The sequence below is a fragment of the Rathayibacter sp. VKM Ac-2760 genome (assembly GCF_009834185.1).
Classification (GTDB): domain Bacteria; phylum Actinomycetota; class Actinomycetes; order Actinomycetales; family Microbacteriaceae; genus Rathayibacter.
In genome coordinates, this window is the sequence record NZ_CP047173.1 from 2,340,318 (window position 1) to 2,365,369 (window position 25,052).

Sequence of the window (25,052 nt, forward strand, 5' to 3'; positions counted from 1 at the left end):
CATGCTCGAAGGATTCGAGGACCTGGTCGATCTCGCCGAGGGCGAGGTCGTCACCCACTCCTACGTCCGCGACGTCCCGCTCCCCAGCGGCCGCGTCCTGGCGCTGATCACGCTCGACAACGACCGCGATCACACCCGGCCGAGCACCTTCGGCCCGGCCGGGCTGTTCGAGCTGGCCGACGTGCTGCTCGCCCAGCAGGCCCGCGCGAAGGCCGGCGAGATCCAGGCGGTCGGAGTGACGGGCAAGCCGTTCATCCTCGCCGCCGGCGCCGACCTCAGCAAGGTCGGCAGCATCCCGAGCCACGAGATCGGCCGCCAGCTGGCGCGCCTGGGCCACACGACCCTCGGCCTGCTCTCCGAGCTCGGCGTGCCGTCCTTCGTCTTCATCAACGGGCTCGCGCTCGGCGGCGGCACCGAGATCGCGCTGAACGCCGACTACCGCACCGTCGGCGCCTCGATCCCCGCGCTCGGCCTGCCCGAGGTGTTCCTCGGCATCATCCCCGGCTGGGGCGGCGCCTGGCTGCTGCCGAACCTTATCGGCATCGAGAACGCGCTCAAGGTGATCGTCGAGAACCCGCTGAAGAACAACCGGACCCTCAAGGGCCAGGACGTCTTCGATCTCGGCATCGCGGACGCGATCTTCCCCTCCGCGAGCTTCCTCGAGAACTCGCTGGTCTGGGCCGACGGCGTCCTCGGCGGGAGCGTCGAGGTCAAGCGGCCGAATGTGCCGGGGAAGATCGAGCGGCTGGTCAAGTGGGACGCGGCGCTCGCGATCGCCCGCAAGCAGCTCGAGTCCAAGATCGGCACCGTCGCCGCCTCGCCCTACCGCGCCCTCGACCTGCTCAAGGCCGCGAAGAACACGACTCGCGAGGAGGGCTTCGCCGCCGAGGACGAGGCGCTGGCCGACCTGGTCTCGGGCGATCAGTTCCGAGCGAGCATCTACGCGTTCGACCTGGTGCAGAAGCGGGCGAAGCGCCCCGCCGGAGCCCCGGACAAGGCCCTCGCCAAGCCGGTCACCAAGGTGGGCGTCATCGGCGCGGGGCTCATGGCCACGCAGTTCGCGCTGCTGTTCGTCCGCCGCCTGCAGGTGCCGGTGGTCATCACCGACCTCGACCAGGAGCGCGTCGACCGCGGCGTCGCGAGCATCGTCGGCGAGATCGACACACTGCTCGCCAAGGGCCGCCTCTCACCGGACGACGCGAACCGTCTCCGCGGTCTCGTCACCGGCACGACCGACCGCGCGGACTTCGCCGACGCCGACTGGGTGATCGAGGCGGTCTTCGAGGAGCTCTCGGTCAAGCAGGAGGTCTTCGCCGACATCGAGCGCTACGTCTCCCCCACCGCCGTCCTCGCGACGAACACCTCGTCGCTCTCGGTGGAGCGGATCGGCGAGCGGCTCGAGCACCCGGAGCGCCTGGTCGGCTTCCACTTCTTCAACCCGGTCGCGGTGATGCCCCTGATCGAGGTGGTCAACACGCCGCAGACCGACGACGAGACACTGTCCACCGCGATGGTCACGGCGGCGAAGCTGAAGAAGAACGCCGTGATCACCCGCGACACCCCCGGCTTCGTGGTCAATCGCGTGCTGGCGAAGGTGCTCGGCGAGGCGATGCACGCCGTCGACACCGGCACTCCCTTCGAGGTCGTCGAGGCCTCGCTCGAGCCGTTCGGCCTGCCGATGACGCCGTTCGAGCTGCTCGAGCTGGTCGGCCTCAAGGTCGGCGCGCACGTGCTCGACACCCACCACGCCGCCTTCCCGGACCGCTTCTACGACAGCGCGAATCTGCACCGCCTGGCCGAGCTCGGTCACGTCTTCGAGCGCGACGCCAAGGGCCGGATCAAGGGCGTCGACAAGCGCGCCGTCGCCATCGTCAAGGGCGGCTCCGACCCGATGACCGCCGAGGAGCTGCGGCTGCGCGTCGAGACCGGCCTCGCCGACGAGGTGAAGCGGATGCTGGACGACGACGTCGTGCACGCCGCGGAGGACATCGACCTCTGCCTCATCCTCGGCGCCGGCTATCCGTTCCAGATGGGCGGGCTGACGCCGTACCTCGATCGCGTCGGCGCGAGCGAGCGGGCCTTCGGCGGCTCCTTCCACGAGCCGGCCATCCGCGGGGTCAAGTAGCCGCAGGAACACAGGAGGGCGCCCACCGGAACCGGTGGGCGCCCTCCTGCTGCGAGTTGACCGCGTCAGTCCTTGCGGGCGTCGTCGTGCGCCGCGACCTCTTCGGGCAGCGGGCGCGCGACCGGGATCTTGCTGCCGAGCACCTGCGCCACCACGTCGCGGGCGATGTGCTGGGGGGTCAGCCCGACGTCCTCGAGGATCTCCTCGCGCTTCGCGTGGTCGAGGAACTGGTCCGGCAGTCCGAGCTCGGTGACGGCGGTGTCGACACCCGCCTCGCGGAGGTCCTGGCGGATCCTGGTCCCGATGCCGCCGACGCGGACGCCGTCCTCGATCGAGACGACGATCCGGTGGTCGCGGGCGAGGTCGATGATGCTGCGCGGCACGGGCACGACCCAGCGCGGGTCGACGACCGTGGCGCCGATGCCCTGCGCGGCCAGACGCTGGGCGACCTCGAGCCCCATCGCCGCCATCGGCCCGACGGTGACCAGCAGCACGTCCTGGCGCTCGGAGCGCAGCAGCACGTCCACGCCGTCGTCGAGGCGCTCGACCGCGTCGATCTCGTCGCCGACGTTGCCCTTGGAGAAGCGCACGACGGTCGGCGCGTCCTTCACGCCGACGGCCTCGCGCAGCTCCTCGCGCAGGCGGACGGAGTCGCGGGGCGCGGCGAGGCGGATGTTCGGGACGACCTGGAGGATCGCCAGGTCCCACATGCCGTGGTGACTCGGACCGTCGGGACCGGTGACCCCGGCGCGGTCGAGCACGAAGGTGACGCCGGCGCGGTGCAGCGCGACATCCATCAGCACCTGGTCGAAGGCGCGGTTGACGAAGGTCGCGTAGAGCGCGACGACCGGGTGCAGTCCGCCGAAGGCGAGGCCGGCGGCCGAGGTCACCGCGTGCTGCTCCGCGATGCCGACGTCGAAGACGCGGTCCGGGTACTTCTCGGCGAGGCGGTCGAGGCCGACCGGGCGGAGCATCGCAGCGGTGATGCCGACGATCGTCGGGTCCTCGTCGGCGAGCGTGACGATCTCCTCGGCGAAGACCGAGGTCCAGGAGCGGGCGCCGCTCGCGCTGAGCGGCTCGCCCGTCTCCGGATCGATCTGGCCCACGGCGTGGAACTGGTCGGCGAGGTCCTGCACGGCGGGCTCGAAGCCCTTGCCCTTCTGCGTGATCGCGTGGACGATCACCGGCGTGCCGTAGTCCTTGGCCTGCTGCAGCGCCTCCTCCATCGCGACCAGGTCGTGGCCGTCGATCGGTCCGAGGTACTTGATGTCGAGGTTCGAGTAGAGCGCCTCGTTGTTGATGAAACGGCTGAGGAAGCCGTGCATCCCGCCGCGCACGCCGCGGTAGACGGCGGCGGCCGGGCCGCCCAGGCGCTCGGAGACGGCCCGCGAGCCGCGGTGCAGCGTGCGGTAGCTGCGGCGGGTGCGCACACCGTTGAGGAAGCGCGCCATACCGCCGATGGTGGGGGCGTAGGAGCGGCCGTTGTCGTTGACGACGATGACGAGCCCGCGGGAGTTGTCGTCGCTGATGTTGTTCAGCGCCTCCCAGGTCATGCCGCCGGTGAGCGCTCCGTCGCCGACGACCGCGACCACGTGCCGGTCCTTCTGGCCCGTCATCGTGAAGGCGCGCGAGATGCCGTCCGCCCACGACAGCGAGCTCGAGGCGTGCGAGCTCTCGACGATGTCGTGCGGCGACTCGGAGCGCTGCGGGTAGCCGGCGAGGCCCCCGCGCTGCCGCAGCCCGGAGAAGTCCTGGCGCCCGGTGAGCAGCTTGTGCACGTAGGACTGGTGCCCGGTGTCGAAGATGATCGCGTCGTGCGGGGAGTCGAAGACGCGGTGGATCGCGATCGTGGTCTCGACCACGCCGAGGTTCGGGCCGAGGTGACCGCCGGTCTTGGACACCTCGCGGACCAGGAAGTCGCGGATCTCCTGCGCCAGCGTCTCGAGCTCGGTCCGGGTCAGGCGATCGAGATCGCGCGGTCCGGCGATGGTCTCGAGAACAGCCATTCGCGCCGCCTTCCGGGTGGTGTCGAGGGGATGTGGACGTCTGCCGAGTCTACGCACGGGGCCCGGTGGAACAGGTGTGCGCCTCCCCGGCTTGCGGGAAGGCGCACACTCGTGTCCGCTCTAGACCAGCGAGCGCAGCACGTACTGCAGGATGCCGCCGTTGCGGTAGTAGTCCGCCTCACCGGGGGTGTCGATGCGGACGACCGCGTCGAACTCGATCGGCTGCTTGCCCTCGGGCGAGTCGGTGGTCGGCGTCGCGACGACGTGCACCGTCTTCGGCGTCACGCCCTCGTTCAGCGCCTCGATGCCCGAGATGCTGATCGACTCGGTGCCGTCGAGCCCGAGCGAGGCCCAGGTCTCGCCCTGCGGGAACTGCAGCGGGACGACGCCCATGCCGATCAGGTTCGAGCGGTGGATCCGCTCGAAGCTCTCGACGATGACCGCCTTGACGCCCAGCAGGCTCGTGCCCTTGGCCGCCCAGTCGCGCGACGAGCCGGAGCCGTACTCCTTGCCGCCGAGGATGACGAGCGGGGTGCCCTGCGCCTGGTAGTTCTGCGACGCGTCATAGATGAACGACTGCGGGCCGCCCTCCTGCGTGAAGTCGCGGGTGTAGCCGCCCTCGACGTTGTCGAGGAGCTGATTGCGCAGGCGGATGTTCGCGAACGTGCCGCGGATCATCACCTCGTGGTTGCCGCGGCGCGAGCCGTAGGAGTTGTAGTCCTTGCGGTCCACGCTGTGCTCGGCGAGGTACTGACCAGCAGGGCTGTCGGCCTTGATCGAGCCGGCCGGGCTGATGTGGTCCGTCGTGACGGAGTCGCCCAGCTTGGCGAGCACGCGGGCGTCGGCGATGTCGGTGACCGGGGTCGTCTCCATCGTCATGCCGTCGAAGTACGGGGGCTTCCGCACGTAGGTGGAGTCCTCGTCCCACTCGAAGATCGAGCCCTCGGGGGTCTGCAGCGAGCGCCAGCGCTCGTCCCCGTCGAAGACGCCGGCGTACTGGGTGTCGAACATCGACTTGTCGATCGAGGAGTCGATCGTCGCCTGGACCTCGGCCGCGTCGGGCCAGATGTCCTTGAGGAAGACGTCGTTGCCCTCGGTGTCGGTGCCGAGCGCGTCGACCTCGAAGTCGAAGTTCATCGAGCCGGCGAGCGCGTAGGCGATGACGAGCGGCGGGCTCGCCAGGTAGTTCATCTTCACATCGGGGTTGATCCGGCCCTCGAAGTTGCGGTTGCCCGAGAGGACGGCCGTGACGGCGAGGTCGTTCTCCTGCACCGCGGTCGAGATCTCCTCGAGCAGCGGGCCGGAGTTGCCGATGCAGGTGGTGCAGCCGTAGCCGACGGTGAAGAAGCCGAGGGCCTCGAGCGACTCGGTGAGCCCGGCCTTCTCGTAGTAGTCGGTGACGACCTTCGAGCCCGGCGCCAGCGTGGTCTTGACCCACGGCTTGGCCTTGAGGCCCTTCTGCGCGGCGTTGCGGGCCAGCAGGCCGGCCGCGAGCATCACCGACGGGTTCGAGGTGTTGGTGCACGAGGTGATCGCGGCGATCGCGACGGCGCCGTGGTCGATCGTGAAGCTCTCGTGGCCCTCGCCGAGCTCGACGGTGGTCGGCTTGGACGCGGTGGTCGGCGCGTGCGAGCGGTGGGTGTGCGAGTGCGAGCTGTACTCGTCCTGCGGCTGGAGCTCGCCCGGGTCGGACGCGGGGAACGACTCGGCGAGGGTGAGGTCGACGATGTCGTGCGTGACGTCCGTGTAGTTGTTGAGGTCCGACTCGAACTGCGTCTTCGCCGAGGTGAGCTCGATGCGGTCCTGCGGGCGCTTCGGTCCGGCGATGGACGGGACGACGGTGCTGAGGTCGAGCTCGAGGTACTCGCTGAAGACCGGCTCGACCGCGGGGTCGTGCCAGAGCTTCTGCAGCTTGGAGTACTGCTCGACCAGGGCGATCTGCTCGTCGCTGCGGCCGGTGAGGCGCAGGTAGTCGAGGGTCACATCGTCGATGGGGAACATCGCGGCGGTGGAGCCGAACTCGGGGCTCATGTTGCCGATGGTCGCGCGGTTGGCGAGCGGCACCTGGGCGACGCCGGCGCCGTAGAACTCGACGAACTTGCCGACGACGCCGTGCTTGCGCAGCATCTCGGTGATCGTGAGCACGACGTCCGTCGCGGTCACGCCGGCCGGGATGGCGCCGGCGAGCTTGAAGCCGACGACCTTCGGGATGAGCATCGACACGGGCTGGCCGAGCATGGCCGCCTCGGCCTCGATGCCGCCGACGCCCCAGCCGAGCACGCCGAGGCCGTTGACCATCGTGGTGTGCGAGTCGGTGCCGACGCAGGTGTCGGGGTACGCGCGCAGCACGCCGCCGACCTCGCGCGTCATCGTGACGCGGGCCAGGTACTCGATGTTGACCTGGTGGACGATGCCCGTTCCGGGCGGGACGACCTTGAAGTCGTCGAACGCGGTCTGGCCCCAGCGGAGGAACTGGTAGCGCTCGCCGTTCCGCTCGTACTCGAGCTCGACGTTGCGCTCGAGGGCGTCGGAGGTGCCGAAGAGGTCCGCGATGACCGAGTGGTCGATCACCATCTCGGCGGGCGCGAGCGGGTTGATCCTGTTAGCGTCACCGCCGAGGGCCGCGACGGCCTCGCGCATGGTGGCGAGGTCGACGATGCAGGGCACACCGGTGAAGTCCTGCATCACGACGCGCGCAGGCGTGAACTGGATCTCGGTGTCGGGCTCCGACTCGGGCACCCACTCGCCGAGCGCGCGGATGTGGTCGGCCGTGATGTTGGCGCCGTCCTCCGTGCGGAGCAGGTTCTCCAGCAGCACCTTGAGGCTGAACGGGAGCTTCTCGTGACCGGGGACCCGGTCGATGCGGAACACCTCGTAGTCGGCCGAGCCGACCTTCAGGGTGTCTTTCGATCCAAAACTGTCTACCGCGGACACGTCGCCCTCTCCTTCGCTGACGTGGGCTCCGCCGACGGGCGCACCCACATATCCGTTCCCATCTTGGCGACCGCGCACAGCGCCCTGCCACCAAGGAGGACCTAACTATTTATCTTGACGTCGAGACAACTCTACGCGCGATCGGTGCGCGGGGGCGTCTCGTCCCGCTCCGCCGCTCCGCGGTACTCCGCCCGGACCGCCAGGACGGTGAGCACGAGCAGCGGTGCGTAGAGCGGCAGGCCGAGCACGAGCTTCCAGGTGCCGAGCGCCGTCGCGTCCTCCGCGAGGAAGAGCGGGTACTGCACCGCGAGCCGCACGAAGAACAGCGCCGCCCAGGCGAGGGTGAGCAGGGAGAAGAGCCGGCGCTTGCGCCGATCCGCCCGCCATGCGGTGCCGTCGCCCATCAGATAGCCGGCGGCGACGCCGATCAGCGGCCAGCGCACCAGCACCGAGACCAGGAAGACCAGCCCGTAGACCAGGTTCGTGATCAGCCCCGGGACGAAGTTGTCGACCGCGCGACCGGTGAAGAGCGCGAGGGCGGCCGAGATCACGACGCCGAGCAGCCCGCCGACCGCCTGGATGACCGGCGTGCGACCGAGGATCCGCGCGACGGTGAAGAGCACGGCCATCCCGACCGAGGCCACCAGCGAGAGCACGAGCTCACCCGTGACGGTGAAGAGGAGGACGAACGCGACCCCGGGCACGACCGCCTCGAGCACGCCGCGGACGCCGCCCATCGATGTGAGCAGCGCACGGCCGTCGAAGGGCTCGCCGTCGGCGACGACGCCGAGACCGGAGCGGCGGGCGGCCTTCGCGATCGCGTCGGCGACCTCGGGGCGCGGCTCGTCGGGCTCGCCCGGCTGCTCGTCGCGCTCGGAGCCCACGCCGCTCAGCTCGCGCTCTGCTGGGTCTGGCCGCTGTCGGGCACCTTGAGCGGGATGAGGTCGCGCGGCGGCATCGGGCCGGAGCCGCGGACCACGACGATGCTGCGGAAGAGGTCCTCGACGGCGGCCGCGGCCTCCTCGTCGACGGCGCCCTTGCCCGCGATCACGCCACGGAGGAACCAGCGCGGTCCGTCGACGCCGACGAAGCGGGCGATGCGCACCTCGCCGCCGGCGAGCGGCAGCTGCGCGACGATCTCGGGACCGAAGACGCCCTCGCGCTCCGCGGTGGTCCCGCCCTGGCGACCGATCTGCTCGGCGATCTGGCCGCGGATCTCGTGCCAGAGGCCCGAGGAGCGCGGCGCGGCGAACGGCTGCACCTGGAGGGTCGAGCCGGCGTAGTCGAGGCCGACCGCGATGACGCGCTTGGTCGCCTCCTCGACCTCGAGGCGGATGTGCATGCCCTCGCGCGGCAGGACCTTCACGCCGCCGAGGTCGATGTAGGGGCGCACCGGGTTGGCCTCGCGCTCGTCGAGCGGGCCGGCCTCTGCGCGGTCCTCGGGCGCGGACTTCTCGAAGTCCTGCGCCGCGGTCTCGACGGCCGCGTCCTCGGTGCCGGCGGGCTGGATGTCGCTCATGCGTTCTCCTCGTTGGTGCGGACGTCGGGTGCGCCGGACGCGTCCGGCGCTGATGCTGCGGTGGCGTAGCCGGTCGAGCCGAAGCCTCCGGAGCCGCGGACGGACTCGGGGAGCTGCTCGACGGCGGTGAAGCGGGCCCGGACGACGGGCAGGATCACGAGCTGCGCGATCCGGTCGCCCGCGGCGATCCGGTACGGCTCGCGGGCGTCGGTGTTCAGGAGCGCCACTCGGATCTCGCCCCGGTAGCCGGCGTCGATGGTGCCGGGCGCGTTCACGATCGTGAGGCCGTGCTTGAAGGCGAGTCCGCTGCGCGGCACGACGAAGCCGACGTGGCCCTCGGGCAGTGCGATCGAGACCCCGGTGCCCACGCTCGCGCGCTCTCCGGGAGCGAGCACGAGCTCCTCCGTGGAGCGCAGATCCGCTCCGGCGTCGCCGGGGTGGGCGTAGAACGGGACCTGGTCCGCGCGGATCGGGACGTCGAGGGTTTCGTTCACGTGACGAGGGTAGACCAATCGTCTGATGCAATAGGGACATGCCGTCCTACCGAGAGAGGCTGTGGCCCGCGCCGTGGCTCTTCGTCTCCACCGCCCTCGTCATCCCCGCCAGCATCCTCGTCTTCGCGCCGATCAACCTCTTCGCCGGCGTGGTCGTCGCGCTGGTGCTCTACGGCGGCACCGTCGCGACGCTGCTGGCCACGTCGCCCACCATCGAGGTCGCCGACGGCGAGCTGCGGGCCGGCCGGGCGCACATCCCGCTCGAGCTGGTCGGCACGCCGACCGCGTTCGCCGGGGAGAAGGCGTTCGCTCAGCGCGGACCGCGATTGGACGCCAGAGCGTTCCTCGTCATCCGGGGCTGGGTGCGCGACGTCGTGCGCGTCCCGATCGACGACCCGGCGGACCCGACGCCCTACTGGCTGCTGTCGAGCAGGCGCCCCAACGACGTCGTCGCCGCGATCCGGGAGGGATCACGGCGACGGGGCGCTGGTCTTTCGGAGCCGGAAGAGGCCTAGGCGGCGCACTCCAGGCAGATCGGGCCGAGCTTCTCCTCGTGGTCGATCTGCGAGCGGTGCTTCACCAGGAAGCAGCTGACGCACGTGAACTCGTCCGCCTGCGGCGGAAGGACCACGACGTCCAGATCGAGGTCGGACAGATCGGCACCGGGCAGTTCGAATCCGCCCGGGTTGTCGGCGTCATCGACGTCGACGACACCGGACATCTTGTCGGGGACTCGCTCCTTCAGGGCCTCGATCGACTCGGAGTCGTCATCGGTCTTGCGGGGGGCGTCGTAGTCCGTAGCCATTCCCATCCACTTCTTAAATTCAGTCGTTCAACAAATCGGCGGGGACAGTGTGCATCAAGAACTATCGATCCGCAAACCGCGCCGAAGCCCTCTTGACACCCGCTGCAGCGCCCTCTTCCGCACCAACTTTCGACCCGCCCGCGGTATTCCCGGGGAACCGCCCGATCGCGTGCGATCCTGGGCCCGTTCGCGGTGAGCACGGGCTCGTCCGCGGACAGGAGGAGGCCCAGCACGATGATGGAACTGAAGGTGATCGGCGTCGAGAGCGGATCGCTCGTCCTCGTCTCGGACGGCGGTGAGCGGTTCTCCGTCCGCATCGACGAGACGCTGCAGAGCCAGCTCCGGCCCCGCGTCCACTCGCTGCCGCCGCGGGAGAAGCGCGTCTCGCCCCGGGAGATCCAGTCCCACATCCGCTCCGGGCTCTCCGCCGAGGAGGTCGCCGAGCTGACCGGCGCGGACCTGGGCTACGTCGCCCGCTTCGAGGGCCCCGTGACGGCCGAGCGCGAGCACATCGTCGCCTCCGCCCTCGCCGTCCGCGTGTACACCAGCACCGACCCGGACCCGCTCGAGGAGGGCACTCCCTTCGGCGACGTCATCCGCGAGCGCCTCGGCGCCCTCGGCGCCGACGGCGAGCAGTGGTCGAGCTGGAAGGAGGAGGAGGGCTGGATCGTCAAGCTGCTCTTCCGCTCCGACGAGATCGACCACGACGCCCGCTGGCGATTCGACCCGAAGAAGGCGCTGCTCTCGCCGCTCACCGCGGAGGCGACCACGCTCTCCCAGCAGGGCGAGATCCGGCCGACCCTCATCCCGCGTCTGCGCGCCGTGATCCCCGCCGCGGTCGACGAGCTGGCGACCCGCTTCGACACCGACGCGTTCGCCAAGCCCGCGCAGGAGTCGCCGCGCTCGGAGCGCCCGACGCCCTCGGCCGGCTCGCGTCCCCAGCGCCTGCCGCACTCGCGACCGGCCGCCGCGCGCCCCTCGGACACCGAGCCGCAGCCGGCCCTCTCCGACACGCCGCGTCCCGTCTCGACCCTCCCCCGCCCCGTCACCAGCACGACGGAGCAGCGCGAGCGCAACCTCAACGACACCGCCGACCTGCTCGACGCCCTGCGCCGCCGCCGGGGCGAGCGCGACCACGCCTCCTCGGCGCGGGTCCGCGAGGAGCCCCAGGCGGAGGCGCAGGCGGAGGCGCAGGCGGAGGCACAGGTCGTCGCCCCGAAGGCCCCGGAGCCCGAGCGCCCCGCCCCGCCGTCGAACGACCACCCTACGGCCGGCGCGCGCACCTCACTCCGCCGCGGCCGCGCGGCGATGCCCAGCTGGGACGAGATCGTCTTCGGCGCTCGCAGCGACGACTGAGCGCCGACCGGAGCGGGACGGCCGTCAGGCGCCCGCGAGGGCTCCGAAGCCGAGCAGTGGCACCTGGGTCTCCTCCGGCGTGAGCGAGCCGTGCTGGCCGATCATCGACCGGCCGGAGCCGTCCTGCGCCGCGTAGTAGGCGATCGCCTTGCGGGCCGCCACGAAGACGTCGCCCATCCGCTCGGCCGCCGGCGCGCCGATCTCGCCGAACCAGCCGCTCGCCTCCACCTCGTCTCGCGTCGCGATCCAGGCCCGCGCTCCCTCGGCGTCGCGCCAGCGCGCGGCGACCGCCTCAGCGTCGACCCCCGGCTCGAGGTGCAGCTGCAGGCAGCGCGGCTCGCCGGCGAGATGACGCACCCCCTCGAGCAGGGCCGCGTCCTCGACGAGGACGTGCGAGGAGGCGGGGACGTCGAGCACGCCGTGGTCCGCGGTGACCAGCAGCCCCTCGCGGGCGGAGAGACCGCGGACGAAGCCGCCGACCTCGGCGTCCAGCGCCTCGAGGGCGGTCGTCCACTCGGGCGACTCCCACCCGCGGGCATGCGCGGTCATGTCGAGCTCGGGCACGTAGAGGTAGACGATCTGCCGGCCGCCCCGGTCCAGGAGGTCCCGCGCCGCCGCGAAGCGCTCGGACACTCCCCCGGCGGCGCGGTACTCGGCCCCGCGGAGGATCGCGCGGGTGAGCCCCGAGCGCGCGTAGCGGGACGGCCCGATCACGCTCGCGGCGACCCCGGCCGCCGACGCCCGCTCGAAGACCGTCGGGTGCGGCTGCCACTCCTCCGGCACCATCCGGTCGTCCCAGCCGGAGAGCTGGTTCACCAGCCGGTCGTTGTCGCGGTCGAGCACGCGGTAGCCGACCATGCCGTGGCCGCCCGGGCGCAGGCCCGTGGTGAGGCTCGCGAGCGCCGCGGCGGTCGTCGTCGGGAAGCCGGAGACGAGGGTCGACGCCTTCGTCAGCGCCGGTGCGAGCGTCCGGGCGTGCCCGGCGCGCTGGCGGAGGTTGGCCGCTCCGAGCCCGTCGACGAGGACCACGACGATCCGGTCCACGCGGGGCGAGCCGAAGGTCCCGGTGCGGCCGAGCACGGCGTCGAGGGCGCCGGGGAGGACGTCGGCGAGGCTCCGCCGCCCGGCGGGGACGGCCGGTAGCATGGGGGTCATCGTGCCCAGTTTCGCACGGGACGTCCTCGGGCGGGGCGAGCCCCGCCGTGCCCGTGCCCGCCACCGAAGTGAGTCATGACTGCTGCACCCCCGCCCTCCGGCTCCTCTCTGACCGAGCGCATCGAGGACGTCGACGTCTCGACCGAGATGGAGGGGTCGTTCCTCGAGTACGCCTACTCGGTCATCTACTCCCGTGCCCTGCCCGACGCCCGCGACGGCCTCAAGCCGGTGCAGCGCCGCATCCTCTACATGATGAGCGAGATGGGACTGCGCCCGGACCAGGGTCACGTCAAGTCGGCCCGCGTGGTCGGCGAGGTGATGGGCAAGCTGCACCCGCACGGCGACGCCTCGATCTACGACGCGCTCGTGCGCCTCGCCCAGCCGTTCAGCCTGCGCGTCCCGCTCGTCGATGGCCACGGCAACTTCGGCTCGCTCGACGACGGCCCCGCGGCCTCCCGCTACACCGAGGCCCGGCTCGCCGCCGCCGCGATGGCGATGACCGAGAACCTCGGCGAGGACGTCGTCGACTTCGTCCCCAACTACGACAACTCCCACGACCAGCCCGAGGTCCTCCCCTCCGCCTTCCCGAATCTGCTCGTCAACGGCGCCAGCGGCATCGCGGTCGGCATGGCCACGAACATGGCCCCGCACAACCTCGTCGAGGTGATCGGAGCCGCGCGCCATCTGATCGCGCACCCGGACGCGTCGCTCGACGACCTGATGTCCTTCGTCCCCGGCCCCGACTTCCCGAGCGGCGGCACGATCGTCGGCCTCGCCGGCGTCCGCGACGCCTACGCGACCGGCCGCGGCAGCTTCAAGACCCGCGCCCGCGTCTCGGTCGAGAGCATCACCGCGCGCAAGTCCGGCCTCGTCGTCACCGAGCTGCCCTACCTCGTCGGCGCCGAGAAGGTCATCGACAAGATCAAGGACGGCGTGCAGAGCAAGAAGCTCAGCGGCATCGCCGACGTCACCGACCTCACCGACCGCGACAACGGCCTGCGCCTGGTGATCGGCATCAAGACCGGCTTCAGCCCGGAGGCGGTGCTCGAGCAGCTCTACCGCTACACCCCGCTCGAGGACGCGTTCTCGATCAACAACGTGGCGCTCGTCGACGGCCAGCCCCGCACACTCGGCCTCCGGGAGCTCCTCCAGGTCTACGTGGGGCACCGCGTCACCGTGGTGACCCGGCGCTCCCGCTACCGCCTGCGCAAGCGCCAGGAGCGCCTGCACCTGGTGGAGGGGCTGCTGATCGCGATCCTCGACATCGACGAGGTCATCCAGCTGATCCGCGCGAGCGACGACACCGCCGCCGCCCGGGCCCGGCTGATCGAGGTCTTCGACCTCAGCACCCTCCAGGCCGACTACATCCTCGAGCTGCAGCTGCGGCGGCTCACCCGGTTCTCCCGGATCGAGCTCGAGACGGAGCGCGACACCCTGCTCGCCGAGATCGCCGAGCTCGAGGCGCTGCTGGCCAGCCGCAGCCGGCTCGAGGAGCTCGTCTCCGACGAGCTCGACGAGGTGGCGCAGCGACTGGGCACGCCGCGGCGCACCCTGCTCACCGAGGCGCGCCCCTCCGTCGCCACGACCGGCCGGAAGGCCGCCGCCGTGCTCGAGATCGCCGATCTGCCCTGCCGCGTGCTGCTCAGCACCACCGGGCGGATGGTCCGCATCGACCGCGATCCCGAGGCCGCTCCGCACCCCGACCGCGCCACCCGCCGCAGCAAGCACGACGCGGTGCTCAGCACGATCGACACCACCACCCGCGCCGAGATCGGCGCGGTGACCACGGCCGGCCGCCTGCTCCGCTTCTCCCCCGTCGACGTGCCCGCCGTCCCGTCGTCCTCCGTGCAGCTCGGCGCGGGCGTCCGGATGGCCGACTACCTCGGCCTCCTCGCGAAGGACGAGCGCGTGCTCGCCCTGGTCGCCCTCGACGATCCGCGGCCGATCGCGCTCGGCACGCTGCAGGGCACGGTGAAGCGGGTCGCCCCCGGCGAGCTGCCCAACCGCCCGGACATCGAGCTGATCGCGCTGCGGCCGAAGGACGCGGTGATCGGAGCGGCACCCTCGGCCGACGAGGACGAGCTCGTCTTCGTCACCGGCGAGGCCCAGCTGCTGCGCTTCTCCGCCGCGGCCGTCCGCCCCCAGGGCCGGACCGCCGCGGGCATGGCCGGCGTCAAGATCAGCGAGACCGACGAGGTCGTCTCGTTCGCGGTCGTCCCCGAGGCCGAGCGGGACGAGACGGTCGTCGCGACCGTCGCGATCGACAGCTGGGCGCTCTCCGGCACCGACACCGGCAGCGCCAAGGTCTCCGCTTTCTCGGAGTTCCCGCCGAAGGGCCGGGCGACCGGCGGCGTCCGCGCCCAGCGCTTCCTCAAGGGCGAGACGGCGCTCGGCGTGGCGTGGGTCGGGCCCGGACCGGCGCACGCGCTCGAGGCCGACGGCAGCGTGGCGGCGCTGCCCGAGTCGGGGATGAAGCGCGACGGCTCGGGTGTCGCGCTCGCGTCGCCGATCGCGAGCATCGGCGCGGCTCCCGAGCAGTTCTGACGACGGCCCGGGACCGCGGCGTCAGACGTCGATGCGGTCGCGGGAGAGCGTCTCCGAGCCGCGGACGATGAACTCCTTGCGCGGTGCCACCTCGTTGCCCATCAGCAGCTCGAAGACCCGGCCGGCGTTCTCCGCGTCGGAGACATTCACCCGGCGCAGCGTGCGACGGGAGCGGTCCATCGTCGTCAGGGCGAGCTGATCAGCGTCCATCTCACCCAGGCCCTTGTAGCGCTGGATCGGATCCTGGTAGCGCCGGTTCGCCTTCGAGAGCGCGGCGAGCACGCTCTTCAGCTCCGTCTCGGAGTACGTGTAGATCGTCTCGTTCGGCTTCCGCCCCGCGTTCATCACCACGACCCGGTGCAGCGGAGGCACCGCGGCGAACACCCGGCCGGCCTCGACCAGCGGGCGCATGTAGCGGAAGAACAGCGTGAGCAGCAGGGTGCGGATGTGCGCGCCGTCGACATCGGCGTCGCTCATCAGGATGATCTTCCCGTAGCGCGCGGCCGGCAGCTCGAAGGAGCGGCCGGAGCCCGCGCCGATCACCTGGATCATCGACGCGCACTCGGTGTTCGAGAGCATGTCGGCGATGCTCGCCTTCTGCACGTTGAGGATCTTGCCGCGGATCGGCAGCAGCGCCTGGTACTCGCTGTTGCGGGCGAGCTTCGCCGTGCCGAGCGCCGAGTCGCCCTCGACGATGAAGAGCTCGCTGTTCTCGACGTCGTTGCTGCGGCAGTCGACGAGCTTCGCGGGCAGCGACGAGGACTCGAGCGCGTTCTTGCGCCGCTGGGTCTCCTTGTGCGCCCGCGCCGAGATCCGCGACTTCATCTCCGCGACGAGCTTCTCGAGCAGCTGCGACATCTGCGCCTTGTCCTCGCGCTTCGTCGAGGCGAACACCGCGCCGAGCGTCGAGGTGATCGTCTGCGCGACGATCGCGCGCACGGCCGGCGTGCCGAGGATCTCCTTGGTCTGGCCCTCGAACTGCGGCTCGGGCAGCCGGACGGTGAGCACCGCGGTGAGGCCGGCGAGCGCGTCGTCCTTCTCCAGCTTGTCCGAGCCGGCCTTGAGCCGACGGGCGTTGGCCTCGACCTGTCCGCGCAGCAGCTTCAGCAGCCCCTGCTCGAACCCGGTCTGGTGGGTGCCGCCCTTGGGCGTCGAGATGATGTTGACGAAGCTGCGCAGCACGGTCTCGTAGCCGGTGCCCCAGCGCAGCGCGATGTCGACCTCGCAGGTGCGCTCGACCTCGGTCGGCACCATCGCGCCGCCGGGGCTGAGCACGGGGACGGTCTCGGTGAAGGTGCCGCTGCCGGTGAGCCTCAGCACGTCGGTGACCGCGGCGTCCGGTGCGAGGAACTCGACGAACTCCGCGATGCCGCCGTCGTAGCGGAACATCTCGGCGCGGCGCTCCTCCTCGCGGTCGTCGACGATGTCGATGGTCAGCCCCGGCACGAGGAACGCGGTCTGCCGCGCCCGGGACACGAGGTCGTCGGTCTGGAAGGCGGCGCCCTTCGTGAAGATCTGGCGGTCGGCCCAGTAGCGCACGCGCGTGCCGGTGACGCCCTTCTTCACCTTGCCGACGATCTCCAGCTCCGAGCCGTTCTCGAACGGCGAGAACGGCGCGTCCGGAGTGGGCTCCCCCGCGTCGGCGAATCGGCCGGGCTCGCCGCGGTGGAACGACATCCGATAGGTGCGGCCGTCGCGGTCGACCTCGACGTCGAGCCGCTCCGAGAGCGCGTTCACGACCGAGGCGCCCACGCCGTGCAGTCCGCCCGAGGCGGCGTAGGAGCCGGAGCCGAACTTGCCGCCGGCGTGCAGCTTGGTGAAGACGACCTCGACACCGGAGAGCCCGGTCTTCGGCTCGATGTCCACCGGGATGCCGCGGGCGCGGTCGCGGACCTCGACGCTGCCGTCCGCGTGCAGCACCACGCTGATCTCCGTGCCGTGCCCGGCGAGGGCCTCGTCGACCGAGTTGTCGATGACCTCCCACAGGCAGTGCATCAGGCCCCGGGAGTCCGTCGAGCCGATGTACATGCCGGGACGCTTGCGGACCGCCTCGAGGCCCTCGAGGACGGAGAGGTGCCGTGCGGAGTAGTCGGTGGAGGCCATCCGCTCAGTTTACGGTCGAGGGCCGACTCCCCGGCCGAGGCGCCCCGGACCGCTCCCGCTCCCGGATCCGCCTGGGAAGTGATCCCGAGGACCTACGCGCAGAGCGAAATGCCACGGGATCGACTCTGCCGGGAAACATCCGCGTGCTTTGATGGTTGGACCAAGGGAAGGACGGAGCCGAGAGGCCGAGTCCACCGAAGTCGAAGACCCGAGCGCAGGAGGCCACGTCATGTCGACCACAGCAACCCAGAACGGCGTGGACGAGCTCGCTGGATCGCAGCAGCTCTCCGCGGCAGACCGCTGCGACAGCTGCGGAGCCCAGGCCTACATCCGTGTCGTGGTGAACAGTGGAGAACTGCTGTTCTGCGCGCACCACGGCAAGAAGTACCAGGAGAAGCTCTCCAGCATCGCCCAGAGCTGGCACGACGAGTCGGCGCGCCTCTTCGAGGAGCAGCGCCCCTAGTCCACGACCACTCGTCGGTGGGGAGCGGGACTCCCTACCGGCCGACTCCGAGCCGCTTCGCGATCACCTCGCGGGCGGCTCGAGCTGTCTCATCCGCCGCTCGGATCCGCTCGTCCGTCGCCGAGTAGGTCAGTCCATGACGCTCCGCCACCCGGGCGAGGATCGCGTCCGCGAGGACCGGGTTCTTCGCGAGGACCGGCCCGTGCAGATGCGTGCCGAGCAGCCCGCCCGCGAGGTAGCCCTCGACGCCGTCGCCGTCTCCCGTGCCGTGCAGCACCCGGCCGAGCACCTGCGCCGGGTCGAGGCCCTCGAAGCGGCGGGCGTGGTTCTCGAAGCCCACCAGCACACCGGCGGCGGTCTCGACCACGAGGTCGTCCGTCGTCCGCTCCGCCGTCACCGCCCGGCCGGGGAACACGCCGAGGCCGTCGACGACACCGGCCGGAGTCCGGAACGACTCGGCGAGCAGCTCCCACCCCGCGCCGACGGCGACGACCTCCGTGCCGGAGCCCGCCCAGTCCTGCACGGCGTCGCGCACGGAGCGCAGCAGCTCGAGCACGCCCGGCAGATCCTCCTCGGCTCCGGTGCCGGCGACGAGCACATCGGGGCGCGCAGCGAAGTCGCCGGCCTCGCGCAGCGGCAGCACCCGGGTCTCGAGCCCGGCCCAGCCGGCGCGGGCCGCGAGGACGCGCGCGTTCGCCGCGTCGCCGTTGCTGTCCAGGACGTCGGGCGCGAGCACGCCGATCAGGAGGGTGGTCACGCGGTCTCCTCGCGGTTGGAGGCGAGCTGGAGATGAGCGCGCGTGCGCCGCATCGAGTCGGCGGAGAAGACGATCGTCTTCCTGCCGTGCGCGGGTGCGGGCAGTGCGAGGAAGGAGTCGAGCGCCCGGCCGAGGTCGTCGTCGACCGCGTCGATCGCCACCCCGTCGTAGCGCAGCTGCAGCGCCGCCTCGTGCGCCTTCGAGCCGGAGACGACGCGCACCCGCCCGAGCCGCGCGGTGTCGACCGGCCAGAAGTAGGAGGGGTCGCGCACGTCGGAGCCGATCGCCAGCATGATCTGCTCGGTGCCCTCCGGGATCTCGGCGATGTTGAGCCGGTAGCTCGCCGGGTTCTGCACCAGGACGAACTCGACCTCCTGGCCGCGGACCGTCACGATCTCGCCGCGCCCGAAGACGGGGTCGATCGAGGAGAGCGCGGTCGCGGTCGTCGCCGGGAGGAAGCGGCTGCCGAGTATCGCGCGCGCCGCGGAGACCGCCGAGGCCGCGTCGACGGCGTAGTGCACGCCGCGGGCGGGGAGGCGGACGTCGAGCGTGTCGCCGTCGCTCACGACGGTCGCGCTCGCGCCGCTGGTCGATTCGACGACGGTCGTCGCGCGTCCCTCCTGGACCTCGGCGTCGGCGGCGTAGCCGAGGCCGCCGACGGCGCCGTCGCGGACGGCGGATGAGACGCCGTACCAGCGGACGCGATCGGCCGGCAGGCTCGTGGCGATGTCGGCGACGTGCCGGTCGTCCGCGTTCAGGACGACGGGACCCGTGGCCCGCAGCGCGATCGTCGAGAGCATCCGGGCGACCATCGCGGGGTCGAAGAACCGGTCGATCTGGTCGACGACGACGTTGGTCAGCAGGACGACGCGCGGGCTCATCCGCGGCGCGAGGCGCGCGCCGTGGCCCTCGTCCATCTCGAGGACGGCGATGTCCGCGTCGATGCGGCCGCGCAGGTCCGTTCGCTCGAGCAGGGCGGAGGTGAGCCCCTGCGCGATGTTGGCGGTGGAGGGGTTGGTGAACACCCGGAGGCCGTGCGCTCGCAGGACCGCGACGAGCATCTTGGTCGTCGTCGACTTGCCGGCCGAACCGGTGACGACGACGAGCCCGTCGGCGAAGCCGTCGAGCACCGCCGGGAGGAAGCCCGGCGCGAGACGGTTCACCACGAGTCCGGGCACGGCGGAGCCCCCGCCGGGCTTGCGGACGCGCGCTGCGAACCGAGCGGCCCTCCCGAGGAGGACCGCCGGCGCGTAGCGGATCACCGGTTTACTCCAGGTAGTCGCGGAGCGACTGCGAGCGGGACGGGTGGCGGAGCTTGGCCATCGTCTTGGACTCGATCTGGCGGATGCGCTCGCGCGTCACGCCGAAGGTGTCGCCGATCTGGTCCAGCGTCTTCGGCATGCCGTCGCCGAGGCCGAAGCGCATGCGGATCACGCCGGCCTCGCGCTCGGAGAGGGAGTCGAGCAGCGACTCGAGCTGCTTCTGCAGCATCGTGAAGCCGACCGCGTCGGCCGGGACGACCGCCTCGGTGTCCTCGATCAGGTCGCCGAACTCGCTGTCGCCGTCCTCACCCAGGGGGGTGTGCAGCGAGATCGGCTCGCGGCCGTACTTCTGCACCTCGATGACCTTCTCGGGGGTCATGTCGAGCTCGCGCGAGAGCTCCTCGGGCGTGGGCTCGCGGCCCAGGTCCTGCAGCATCTGCCGCTGCACGCGTGCGAGCTTGTTGATGACCTCGACCATGTGCACCGGGATGCGGATGGTGCGCGCCTGGTCGGCCATGGCACGCGTGATCGCCTGACGGATCCACCACGTCGCGTAGGTCGAGAACTTGAAGCCCTTGGTGTAGTCGAACTTCTCCACGGCACGGATCAGTCCGAGATTGCCCTCCTGGATCAGGTCCAGGAACTGCATGCCGCGGCCGGTGTAGCGCTTGGCGAGGCTGACCACGAGGCGGAGGTTCGCGCCGAGCAGGTGGCTCTTGGCCCGCTGCCCGTCCTTCGCGACCCAGCGGAGCTCGCGGACGAGCTCGGGGCTGAGGTCGCTCGAGTTGGCGAGCTTGTCCTCGGCGAAGAGGCCCGCCTCGATGCGCATCGCGAGCTCGACCTCCTCGGCCGCGTTCAGGAGCGCGACCTTGCCGATCTGCTTCAGGTAGTCCTTGACCGGGTCGGCGGTCGCGCCCGTGATCGCCGTCGAGTAGACGGGGACCTCGTCGTCGTCGCCGCCGAAGGACAGCACGAGCGCGCCGCTGGGCAGCGGCTCCGCGGGGGCGGCGGCCGCGACGACCGGCGTCTCGGCGTCGTCCTTCGTCTCGGTCTCGGTCTCCTCGACCACGACCACCGTCTCCTCCTCGTCCGCGGCGTCGCCGTCGACGTCCTCGGGCTCGGCGGCGTCGGTGGGCTCCTCCTCGGCGGGGGCGGGCGCCGCGGCCTTGGTGGTCGCGCGGGCGCGCGTGGTCTTGGCCGCCGGCTTGCGCGCGGCGGGCTTCTTGGTCGTCGTCACGTCGTCGTCGACGGCGTCGAGCGTTGCGGTCTTGGTAGCTCTGGTGGCCATGGCGGCACCTCTCCATCCGTTGCGTCCCGGCTGCGGACGGCGCCGGGAGGGGCGTCGACCGTCGGTGGGCATTACGAGGACCCATGTCAAGTCGAAGGCCTTGCACGCCCGACGTGGGCACGGTGCTCCTCGACCCGAACGGGTCCTATTGACAATTATTGCACGCCTGAGTAGTGCGGCCGTGCGCTCGGGTGCTGCAGGCGGTCAGCGCCCCGCACGACCACGGCGGAGACGGTCGTTCAATGCAACCCAGAGGGGGGCCACTGTTATTCCCTCGTCCTCCGCGAGTCGGCGCCTGGTCCGGCGGCGCGCGGTGATCAGCCCGATCACTCCGGCGCCGACGACGACGTACTGGATGCACCAGGCGAGCCGGAAATGGTCCATCGAGTAGAGCTGCGCCGAGTCGGCGCCCGGTCCGGCCAGCGAGTCGAGCAGCAGCCCCATCAGGAACATCATCGTGAAGCTCGCGAGGAAGCCGCCGACGTTGACGACGCCGTTCGCCGCGCCGAGGCTGCGCGAGGGGTTGAAGGTGCGGGCGAAGTCGAAGCCGATCATCGAGCCCGGTCCCCCGGCGCCGATCACGACGAGCAGGAGCACGATCAGCCAGTAGGGCGGCACGCCCGGCCAGAGCAGGACGACGGTCCAGGCGACCGCCATGCACGAGACGATGCCGAGCACGAGGTTGCTCCGGCGCATCGGGTGCCGCGCGGTGAGCACGCCCAGGATCGGGCCGACGACGATGCCCGCGACGACGACGATGGTCAGCGTCGGAGCGGCGACGCTCGGTGCGAGGCCGATGGCGTAGACGAGGAACGGGTAGCCCCAGAGCAGTGTGAACACGGTGCCGGAGGACTGCGTGACGAAGTGCGACCAGAAGCCCAGCTGCGTGCCCGGGCGCCGCAGGCTCACGCCGAGCTGAGCGACGGTGGCGCGCAGCGTCGGCGGCACGAGCACGATCGGCTCGGTGCGGGGCGGGACGTCGGAGATCAGCAGCAGCACGCCCAGGAGCGCCACCGCACCGATCCCGGCGACGGACAGGAAGGCCGGTGTCCAGCCCGCCGCGTGCAGGATCGCGGCGAACGGCAGTGCCGACAGGATCTGTCCGACCTGGCCGATGTTGCCGATCCACTGCGAGAGCTGCGGCACGATCGGACCGCTGAACCAGGTCACGGTGAGCCGGATGACCGAGGTGAAGATGGCGGCGTCACCCGCGCCGACCAGGATCCGGCCGACGATCGCGACGCCGAGCGTAGGCGCGAAGGCCAGGACGATCTGGCCGACCATCATCAGCGCGGTGCCGCTGAGGATCAGCGTCTTCGGGCCGAAGCGGTCGATCAGGATGCCGACGGGGATCTGCATCCCCGCGTAGACGATCAGCTGGACGACGGCCAGCGAGGAGAGCATCGCGGCCGAGATGCCGAACCGCTCCGCCGCGTCGACGCCCGCCACTCCGAGCGTCGTCCGGTCGAGGACGGCGACCAGATACGCGAAGGCTCCGGCCCCGAAGACGAACCAGGCTCGACGAGATCGCACTCGCCAGAGACTACCAAGCGCGCCGCGTCCGCTCGGCGGCTGCGGGCGCCGAACGGCTACGGAGCGGTCGGCTCGTCGCCCGGGCGCTTGATCGCGAGGAACTTCTCCAGCTCGGCCGCGAGCACGTCGGCGCTCGGGACGAAGCCGTCCTCGTCGGTGAGCGGCGAACGCAGGCTCGTCCCCTCCATGTAGGTGTCGTGGCGGGACTCGAGCGCCGAGACCAGCTTCTGCAGCTCCTCGTTGCCGCCGACCTGCTCGTCGACCTTCGCGAGGAACTCGCGCCCGCTCTCGCGCAGGCTGTCGGTCGGGAAGATCAACCCGGTCGAGGCCGAGATGCTCTCGAGCGCGGCGACGGCCGCCTGCGGGTACGCGGTGTCCGAGAGGTAGTGCGGGATGAGCAGCGCGAAGCCGACGGCGGGCAGACCGCGGTCGTAGAGGCGCAGTTCGAGCAGGTGCAGCACGTTCGAGGGGACCTGGGTGTGCGGCTTCCAGACCGACATCGCCTCGATCAGGTCCTCGCGGTTTCCGCTGACCGTGACGCCCACCGGGCGGGTGTGCGGGACGGGCATCGGGATGGCGTGCACCCAGGTGGTGCTCGCGACCTCGAGCCGGTCGATCAGGCCGAGGACTGCGCGGGTGAAGCGCTCCCACTGGAAGTCCGGCTCGAAGCCGGTGAGCAGCAGGAACGGCTGGTGCAGCTCGTCGTGCGTGAGCGAGAGGCGGAGGGTCGCCGGGCTGTAGTCGGCGAGGTGGTCCTGATCGAAGGTGATGATCGGCCGCCGTGCGCGGTAGTCGAGGAGCTGGTCGCGGTCGAACTCGACGATCGTGCGGTGCTCGAGCGTGCCGTGCAGGTGCTCGAGGAGCTGGCCGACCGCGCCACCGGCGTCCGCGAATCCGGTGAGGCCGGCGACGAGGTGGAGCCCCCGCGGGACGTCGTCGAGGTCGCCCTCGATCGCGAACAGGTCTGCAGGATCCGGCATGCGATCAACCCTAGACGGCCGCGACGGGGCACCTCCCGGGTGGGGCTGAGCCCTGAGCGAACAGCGGCTCCGGGGCGGCGGGGAGCCCCGCGAGCCGCGCCTAGCATTGCGCTCATGCCCCTCTCCTCTCTCGAGTACGCGACCGTTCCCGCCTCCGACCTCGACACCGGCGCCCTCGTCCTCGGCGTCGCACCCGGACCGGACGGCCCGCGCCTCGTCGGCGTCGACGGCTTCGACGAGCTCGCCGCGGCCCTGCCCGCGCTCGGAGTGACCGGTGCCGCGGAGTCCCTGACGCGAGTGCCCTCCACCGTCCGCGCGGGCGTCGTCGTGCTCGTCGGTCTCGGCTCGGCCGAGCCGGACGCGAGCGTCCTGCGCAGCGCCGCCGGTCTCGCCGTCCGCAGCCTCGCAGGCACCTCCTCCGTCGCTCTCGCGCTGCCGACCGCCGGCGAGGGCGCGCTCCCGGCCGTGGCCGAGGGCGCAGCGCTCGGCTCGTACAGCTACACCGCGTTCCGCAGCAGCACCCTCGGCTCGCTGAAGACCCCGGTCGAGCGCGTGGTGCTCGTGACGAGCGACGGCGCGGACGACCCGGCCGTCCTCGAGCGCGCACTGGTCGTCGGCCGCGCGGTCGCCGCGGTGAAGGACCTGGTCAACGCGCCGCCGTCGCACCTCTACCCGCAGACGCTGGCCGAGGCCGTGCAGGAGGGAGTCGAGGGACTGCCGCTCGAGGTCACGGTCTGGGACGAGGACGCGCTCGCGGCCGACGGCTTCGGCGGCATCCTCGGCGTCGGCAGCGGCTCCTCCCGGCCGCCGCGACTCGTCAAGATCGCCTACTCCCCCGCGATCGCGGCGGAGCAGGCGGCGCCGAAGCACCTCGCGCTCGTCGGCAAGGGCATCACCTTCGACAGCGGCGGGCTCTCGCTCAAGCCGCCGGCCTCGATGATCGGCATGAAGGACGACATGACCGGCGCGGCCACGGTCTACGCCGTCGTGCGCGCGGTCGCCGAGCTGCGGCTCCCCGTGCGGGTCACCGCCTGGCTCTGCATCGCGGAGAACATGCCGTCCGGCACCGCCATCCGCCCGAACGACGTCCTCACCATCCGCGGCGGCAAGACCGTCGAGGTGCTCAACACCGACGCAGAGGGCCGCCTCGTGCTCGCCGACGGACTCGTCGCGGCGAGCGAGGAGCAGCCCGATGCGATCGTGGACGTGGCGACGCTCACCGGCGCCGCGGTGGTCGCGCTCGGCAACCGCTACACCGGCGCGTTCGGCGACGACGAGCTCGTCGCGACGGTGCTCGAATCCGCCCGTCGCACCGGCGAGCTCTTCTGGCACATGCCGCTCCCCGCCGAGCTCCGCCCGCTGCTCAACTCGGAGATCGCCGACATCGCCAACATCAAGCCGGGCAACACCGCCGGCGGCATGCTGATCGCCGCGCACTTCCTCCGCGAGTTCGTCGGCACGCGCGGCGAGGGCGCGGAGGCGACGCCGATCCCGTGGGTCCACCTCGACATCGCGGGTCCGGCGAACAACGGCGGCGGCGCCTACGGCTTCACCGGGACGGGGCCCACCGGCGTCTCGGTCCGCGCCCTCCTCGCCCTGGCCGAGGGCCTGGCGAGCGCGTAGTAGGGTCGACGGGGCGGGATCCTCCGCCTCGTCCCCCCTTCGAACGGCCGTGCGCACCGCGCCGGAGCCGATGGAGGCGAGGGGAACCGCACGTCGCAAGGGAGT

At 71.4% G+C, this 25,052-nt stretch carries 19 protein-coding genes; 6 read left to right on the plus strand and 13 right to left on the minus strand.

What is annotated here, in order from left to right:
• The first annotated feature begins 1 nt into the window (after window position 1).
• Window positions 2–2,125 (plus strand): 3-hydroxyacyl-CoA dehydrogenase NAD-binding domain-containing protein, encoded by a 2,124-nt coding sequence (locus GSU72_RS10625; protein ID WP_159984989.1) that lies wholly within the window; start codon window positions 2–4, stop codon window positions 2,123–2,125.
• Window positions 2,126–2,190: 65 nt separating this feature from the next.
• Here the strand turns inward: GSU72_RS10625 and dxs are convergent, their stop codons facing one another.
• The 5 genes from dxs to dut form a co-directional block, all read right to left on the minus strand.
• On the minus strand, window positions 2,191–4,131 hold the full coding sequence (gene dxs, locus GSU72_RS10630) for a 1-deoxy-D-xylulose-5-phosphate synthase (protein WP_159984990.1): 1,941 nt from the start codon (window positions 4,129–4,131) through the stop codon (window positions 2,191–2,193).
• A 120-nt stretch (window positions 4,132–4,251) separates the two neighbouring features.
• Window positions 4,252–7,065 (minus strand): aconitate hydratase AcnA, encoded by a 2,814-nt coding sequence (acnA, locus tag GSU72_RS10635; protein ID WP_159984991.1) that lies wholly within the window; start codon window positions 7,063–7,065, stop codon window positions 4,252–4,254.
• A 131-nt stretch (window positions 7,066–7,196) separates the two neighbouring features.
• A complete protein-coding gene (locus tag GSU72_RS10640; protein WP_244255763.1) occupies window positions 7,197–7,949 on the minus strand; it encodes a DUF3159 domain-containing protein in 753 nt (250 codons plus the stop codon).
• 5 nt (window positions 7,950–7,954) lie between these two features.
• Window positions 7,955–8,584, minus strand: a complete 630-nt coding sequence (locus GSU72_RS10645; protein ID WP_159984992.1) for a DUF3710 domain-containing protein — start codon at window positions 8,582–8,584, stop codon at window positions 7,955–7,957.
• The gene (gene dut / locus GSU72_RS10650; RefSeq protein WP_159984993.1) at window positions 8,581–9,078 is read right to left on the minus strand and encodes a dUTP diphosphatase; all 498 of its coding nucleotides are present in this window, start codon (window positions 9,076–9,078) and stop codon (window positions 8,581–8,583) included. The genes GSU72_RS10645 and dut overlap by 4 nt, the downstream gene beginning before the upstream one ends.
• A gap of 38 nt (window positions 9,079–9,116) precedes the next feature.
• Between dut and GSU72_RS10655 the strand changes: the two genes are divergently transcribed.
• On the plus strand, window positions 9,117–9,593 hold the full coding sequence (locus GSU72_RS10655; protein WP_159984994.1) for a DUF3093 domain-containing protein: 477 nt from the start codon (window positions 9,117–9,119) through the stop codon (window positions 9,591–9,593).
• On the opposite strand, the gene GSU72_RS10660 is transcribed toward GSU72_RS10655, so the two are convergent.
• Window positions 9,590–9,883: a DUF4193 domain-containing protein gene (locus GSU72_RS10660; RefSeq protein ID WP_055792269.1), complete on the minus strand. Its 294-nt coding sequence runs from the start codon at window positions 9,881–9,883 to the stop codon at window positions 9,590–9,592. The two genes, GSU72_RS10655 and GSU72_RS10660, sit on opposite strands and share 4 nt — an antisense overlap.
• Window positions 9,884–10,117: 234 nt before the next feature.
• Between GSU72_RS10660 and sepH the strand changes: the two genes are divergently transcribed.
• Window positions 10,118–11,239, plus strand: a complete 1,122-nt coding sequence (gene sepH / locus GSU72_RS10665; RefSeq protein ID WP_159984995.1) for a septation protein SepH — start codon at window positions 10,118–10,120, stop codon at window positions 11,237–11,239.
• Between the two features lie 24 nt (window positions 11,240–11,263).
• Here sepH and GSU72_RS10670 read toward each other — a convergent pair whose 3' ends face one another.
• Window positions 11,264–12,394, minus strand: a complete 1,131-nt coding sequence (locus GSU72_RS10670; protein ID WP_208545048.1) for a nucleotide pyrophosphatase/phosphodiesterase family protein — start codon at window positions 12,392–12,394, stop codon at window positions 11,264–11,266.
• 75 nt (window positions 12,395–12,469) lie between these two features.
• On the opposite strand from GSU72_RS10670, the gene GSU72_RS10675 reads away from it, so the two are divergent.
• Entirely contained in the window at window positions 12,470–14,938 is a 2,469-nt protein-coding gene (locus tag GSU72_RS10675; protein ID WP_159984996.1) for a DNA topoisomerase IV subunit A, read from the plus strand.
• A gap of 21 nt (window positions 14,939–14,959) precedes the next feature.
• Here GSU72_RS10675 and GSU72_RS10680 read toward each other — a convergent pair whose 3' ends face one another.
• Window positions 14,960–17,041: a DNA topoisomerase IV subunit B gene (locus GSU72_RS10680; protein WP_159984997.1), complete on the minus strand. Its 2,082-nt coding sequence runs from the start codon at window positions 17,039–17,041 to the stop codon at window positions 14,960–14,962.
• A 229-nt stretch (window positions 17,042–17,270) separates the two neighbouring features.
• Here GSU72_RS10680 and GSU72_RS10685 point away from each other — a divergent pair, with 229 nt between their 5' ends.
• Complete coding sequence (locus GSU72_RS10685; RefSeq protein WP_123445851.1) at window positions 17,271–17,504, plus strand: hypothetical protein; 234 nt, start codon at window positions 17,271–17,273, stop codon at window positions 17,502–17,504.
• Window positions 17,505–17,538: 34 nt separating this feature from the next.
• Here GSU72_RS10685 and GSU72_RS10690 read toward each other — a convergent pair whose 3' ends face one another.
• From GSU72_RS10690 to GSU72_RS10710, 5 genes are all read right to left on the minus strand, one after another.
• Window positions 17,539–18,261, minus strand: a complete 723-nt coding sequence (locus GSU72_RS10690) for a cobyric acid synthase (RefSeq protein ID WP_159984998.1) — start codon at window positions 18,259–18,261, stop codon at window positions 17,539–17,541.
• The gene (locus tag GSU72_RS10695; RefSeq protein ID WP_159984999.1) at window positions 18,258–19,439 is read right to left on the minus strand and encodes a Mur ligase family protein; all 1,182 of its coding nucleotides are present in this window, start codon (window positions 19,437–19,439) and stop codon (window positions 18,258–18,260) included. Before GSU72_RS10695 ends, GSU72_RS10690 begins: the two co-directional genes overlap by 4 nt.
• Before the next feature lie 88 nt (window positions 19,440–19,527).
• A complete protein-coding gene (locus GSU72_RS10700) occupies window positions 19,528–20,811 on the minus strand; it encodes an RNA polymerase sigma factor (protein WP_159985000.1) in 1,284 nt (427 codons plus the stop codon).
• Between the two features lie 204 nt (window positions 20,812–21,015).
• Window positions 21,016–22,344 carry an MFS transporter gene (locus tag GSU72_RS10705; protein WP_159985001.1) on the minus strand — a complete coding sequence of 443 codons (1,329 nt, stop codon included), beginning with the start codon at window positions 22,342–22,344 and terminating at the stop codon, window positions 21,016–21,018.
• 56 nt (window positions 22,345–22,400) lie between these two features.
• Window positions 22,401–23,324, minus strand: a complete 924-nt coding sequence (locus tag GSU72_RS10710; protein WP_159985002.1) for a PAC2 family protein — start codon at window positions 23,322–23,324, stop codon at window positions 22,401–22,403.
• Between the two features lie 114 nt (window positions 23,325–23,438).
• Here GSU72_RS10710 and GSU72_RS10715 point away from each other — a divergent pair, with 114 nt between their 5' ends.
• On the plus strand, window positions 23,439–24,947 hold the full coding sequence (locus GSU72_RS10715; protein WP_159985003.1) for a leucyl aminopeptidase: 1,509 nt from the start codon (window positions 23,439–23,441) through the stop codon (window positions 24,945–24,947).
• Window positions 24,948–25,052 lie beyond the last annotated feature (105 nt).